The sequence below is a fragment of the Kitasatospora sp. NPDC007106 genome, assembly GCF_040634455.1.
Taxonomy (GTDB): domain Bacteria; phylum Actinomycetota; class Actinomycetes; order Streptomycetales; family Streptomycetaceae; genus Kitasatospora; species Kitasatospora arboriphila.
The window spans coordinates 1-3,849 of record NZ_JBEYFP010000579.1 but is presented as its reverse complement, the minus strand read 5'-3'; the positions used below and the strand labels follow the sequence as shown (position 1 = coordinate 3,849).

Annotated in this window: 4 protein-coding genes; all 4 read right to left on the bottom strand. The window is 76.2% G+C overall.

Annotated features, from left to right (window positions below):
* Window positions 1–316, bottom strand: a 316-nt coding sequence (locus tag ABZ641_RS28740; RefSeq protein WP_359986369.1) for a hypothetical protein, incomplete at its 3' end; no start/stop codon positions are given.
* A gap of 138 nt (window positions 317–454) precedes the next feature.
* The gene (locus ABZ641_RS28735) at window positions 455–1,687 is read right to left on the bottom strand and encodes a hypothetical protein (RefSeq protein WP_359986367.1); all 1,233 of its coding nucleotides are present in this window, start codon (window positions 1,685–1,687) and stop codon (window positions 455–457) included.
* A gap of 11 nt (window positions 1,688–1,698) precedes the next feature.
* Window positions 1,699–3,408 carry a serine/threonine-protein kinase gene (locus tag ABZ641_RS28730; RefSeq protein ID WP_359986364.1) on the bottom strand — a complete coding sequence of 570 codons (1,710 nt, stop codon included), beginning with the start codon at window positions 3,406–3,408 and terminating at the stop codon, window positions 1,699–1,701.
* Between the two features lie 179 nt (window positions 3,409–3,587).
* Window positions 3,588–3,849 (bottom strand): dsRBD fold-containing protein (locus ABZ641_RS28725; protein ID WP_359986361.1); only part of this gene is annotated, 262 nt, incomplete at its 5' end.

Sequence of the window (3,849 nt, the reverse complement as noted above, 5' to 3'; positions counted from 1 at the left end):
GGCCGCCCCGGTGGTACGAGAGCAGCGCGGCGGACACGGCCGCCGCGAACAGCGCGAGCGACCGCGCCGCCAGCCGGTACCAGGGGAACCTGCGGCTCCGGTCGGGCCGCCGGGCCCAGGCCGTGGCGACCGCGGTGGCCACCGCCAGCGCGGCGAGCGCCGGCCACTGGTTCGCGCCCTGCGCGAGCTCGCGCTCGACCTCCGGGTCGCTGTGGCGGAGGTGGACGACCAGCACGGCGCAGGCCACGTAGGTGAGCGAGGTCAGCCACAGCACCGGCAGAAGGAGCACGAGCCGCTTCGCGGAGCGCAGGATCATGGACGCAGGGTAGGGCCTGCGCGGCGCGGCCGACAGGGGTGGCCCCGCCCGCCGGGTTGACACCGTGTCAGTAACGCGCCGGCACCCGGCCGCAGCGGGCCGGGTGCCGGGGATGCGCCGTCGGGGGCGGGGGCTCCGTCAGGGGCAGGTGTAGGGGAAGGACACCGAGGAGGTGCCACTGCCCGGTCCCACGATCTCCAGGGTGGCCGTGGCCTGCATGCTGCCGTGGCCCTGGAAGGTCCAGCGGAGCACCACGTCCGTGGTGCGGCGGCCGCTGGAGACCGGCTGGGTGAGGACACCGGAGTCGGTGCCGTCACTGCGCTTCCAGCGGTAGCGGACGGTGCCCGCGCCGCCCTCGGTGGAGATCGCTCCGGTGATCACCGCCGTGCCGTCGCACGAGGGCCCGTTCGCGTTGTCCGTGCGCACGGCGACACCGGTCACCGCGACCGGCCGCCCGTAACGGTCCCAGGCCAGCCAGGCGAGCACCGCGAGCAGCAGGAGCAGCGGCAGCAGCAGCCAGCGGCGGCGCCGGCGCTTCGGCTGCTCCGGGGCCGGCGGCAGCGCGGTCGCCCCGTGCCAGACGGCGGCCGCCTGCGGGGGCACGCCCGGCCCGAAGCGCTGCAGCCCGTCCTGCGCCGCGGGCGCCGGACCGGGCACCGCGGCCGCGGCGGCAGCCGCAGCCGCAGCCGGGGGCACCGGAGTGCCCATGGCGGGGGTGAAGGGCGTGCCCATGGCGGGGGTGATCGGGGTGCCCATCGCCGGGGTCTGCGCCGGGACGGCGGTACCGACCGGCGGGGTCGGCCAGACCTGCGGGTCGAGGAAGGTGGCGCTCTCGAAGCTCTCGGCCGGCGGCTGCTGCTGCGAGGGCGGCGGGAGGTACGCCTGCGGCGCGGGCCGCGCCCCGGCTCCGCCGAGCCGGACGGTCGCCTCCGGGTTCGGCTGCGCGGGGTTCAGCCGGACGGTGCCCTCGGGGTCGGCCGCGGGCACCGGCGAGGAGCCGAAACGGACGGTCGCCTCCGGGTCGGGCTTCGCGGCGTTCAGCCGCACGGTGCCCTCGGGGTCCGCCTGCTTGGCCGGGCCGAGCCGCACGGTGCCCTCCGGGTCCGGCGCGGGCACGGGCACGTTGAGCCGGACGGTGCCGTCCGGATCGGCCGGGCCCGGGCGAACGGTGCCCTCCGGGTCCGGCTGCTTCACCGGGCCGAGCCGCACGGTGCCCTCGGGGCCCGCCGCGGGCACGGGCGCCGGGCCGAGGCGGACGGTCTCCTCCGGGCCGGACTTCGGTGCGTTCAGGCGCACGGTCTCGTCCGCCCGGGGCGGCTTGGCGCCGAAGCGGACGGTGGCGTCCTCGTCCGGCTGCTGCGGGGTGCTCATGTCTCGTTTCCTCAGGTCAGGATGACGCAAGTGCTCGTGTTGACGGGACCGGATGCGCTGCCCTGGCCCGATTCGGCCGCCGGACTCGAACTCACCCGCGCAGTCCAGGAGCCGGAGGTGCTCGGAGCCGACACCGTGGTGCTGAAGCTTGTCTTGCCCTTCGGGAGGGTGAGCTGAACGGTGGAGACCGGCAGCCGGCTCACGCCCGAGTACCAGGCGACGGTCACCGTGCCGCTCGCCGCACCGTCCGTCGCGGCCGTGATCCTGGCGACCACCTCGTAGTTCCGGCTGCCGCAGGTGGTGCTGACGCTCAGTCGCATGACCCGCAGGGTCGGCGGCGGCGGGGCGCTGGTCGTGGGCGTGGTCGGCGGGGCGCTGGTCGGCGGCGTGGTCGGCGGGGCCGTGGTCGGCTTCTTGGTCGGGGAGGTGCTCGGCGAGGCGAACGGCGAGGTGGTCGGGGAGGCGCTCGGCGACGGCGACGCCGACGGGGAGGCCGAGGCCGACGGGGACGCGGACGCCGAGGGCGAACCGGACGGCGGGGCGGACGGCGACGGCACCGCCACGGGGCCGTCGGAACCGAAGGTCGTGGTGGCCTTCGGGGCGGCGACCTCGGTGGTCGTGGTGGAGTCGGAGGCTCCGGCGGCCGCGACCCCGGCGAGGGTGCCGCCGAGCAGGACGAGTCCGGTGGCGGCGCTCAGCAGCTTGGCCCGCGGACCGAACCGCCGGACGGCGGTGACGCCGCCCGGGGGCTGCGACAGGGTGGTGGTGGCGACCGAGGTGTTGCCGGCGGCGTGCCCGTGCGGGTGCGGCAGCAGCAGCGGCAGCAGCGCGACCAGGCCGGCCAGCTGCCGCCGGCCGCGCTCCTCCCAGTCCGGCCCGTACGCGCCGGCGGCGACCGCCTCCAGGTCGGCGACCAGCTCGGCGGCGCCCTCCGGCCGGTCCTGCGGGGTCTTGGCCAGGCCGGAGCGGATCAGCGGGCGCAGCGCCTCGGGGGCCTGCTCGTCGGGGATGTCCGCCTCGGTGTGCTGGACGGCCAGCTCCATCAGCGTGGTGCCGGCGTACGGCTTGGCGCCGGTCAGGCACTCGAAGAAGGTCGCGGTGGCGGCGTACACGTCGCCGCGCGGGGAGGCGGCCTCGCCGGCCCACTGCTCGGGCGCCATGTAGGCGGGGGTGCCGGCGATGTCGCCCTTGGCCCCGCTCTGCACCGCGATGCCGAAGTCGACCAGCTTGGAGACGCCCTCGGTGGTGACGATGACGTTGCCGGGCTTGTAGTCGCGGTGCACCACGCCGGCCCGGTGGGCGTCGGCGAGGCCGAGCAGCGAGCCCTTGAGCACGGTCAGCGCCGCCTCGGGGCCGGTGGCGCCCTCGGCCTGCAGCAGGTCGCGCAGCGAGATGCCGTCGACCAGCTCCATGACGATGGCGGCGCCCCGCGGGCCCTCCACGTACTCGTACAGACGGGTGACGTGCGGGGAGTCGAGGCCGGCGAGCAGCCCGGCCTCGGTGCGGAAGTTCTCGTGGTCGGCGTGGTCGCCGTTGAGGTACTTGACCGCGACGGGGGTGCCGGTCGCGTCGTGGCTGGCCAGCACGACGCGCCCGGCTGCTCCCGCACCGAGCTCGCGCTCGTGGGTGTAGCCGGGGAGCTCCCAGCGCGCGTCCTGCGGAATCGCAGCGTCCTGGGGGGCCTGGCCCTCGGGGCCGCCCTTGCCTCTGTTCTCGTCCACCGTTCCTGCCACCATGACGTCGATCACCGTACCGGGCGTACGGCCACCGACAGTGACGCACCCGTGGTCCGGCGGGTTCCGGTCCACGGGTGTCGGAAGGTCACGATTCGGCTGTTTCGCACACTACTTGTCGCCTGCGGCTACCTTCTTCCCGCGGTGGGCGGATCGGTCGTGCACGGTCACTCCGTGTCGCGGCGGCGGGCCGACTCGGCGGCCTCGGCGGCGACGGAACCGGCGTGCACCAGCCGGTGCCCGAGGTCGAGCAGGGCACGGCCGACGGCGAGCTCGTCGCCGATCATCGGGACGGCGGGGTCGTGGCTGCTGCGGCGGGCCTCGGCGTCGGCCTGCATCGCGCCGGTGCCCTCCGTCACGGTGCCGCCGGACTCGAGGACGGCGTGCGCCCTGGTGACGTCGCCGTCCTCGGTGACCATCAGCCGTACC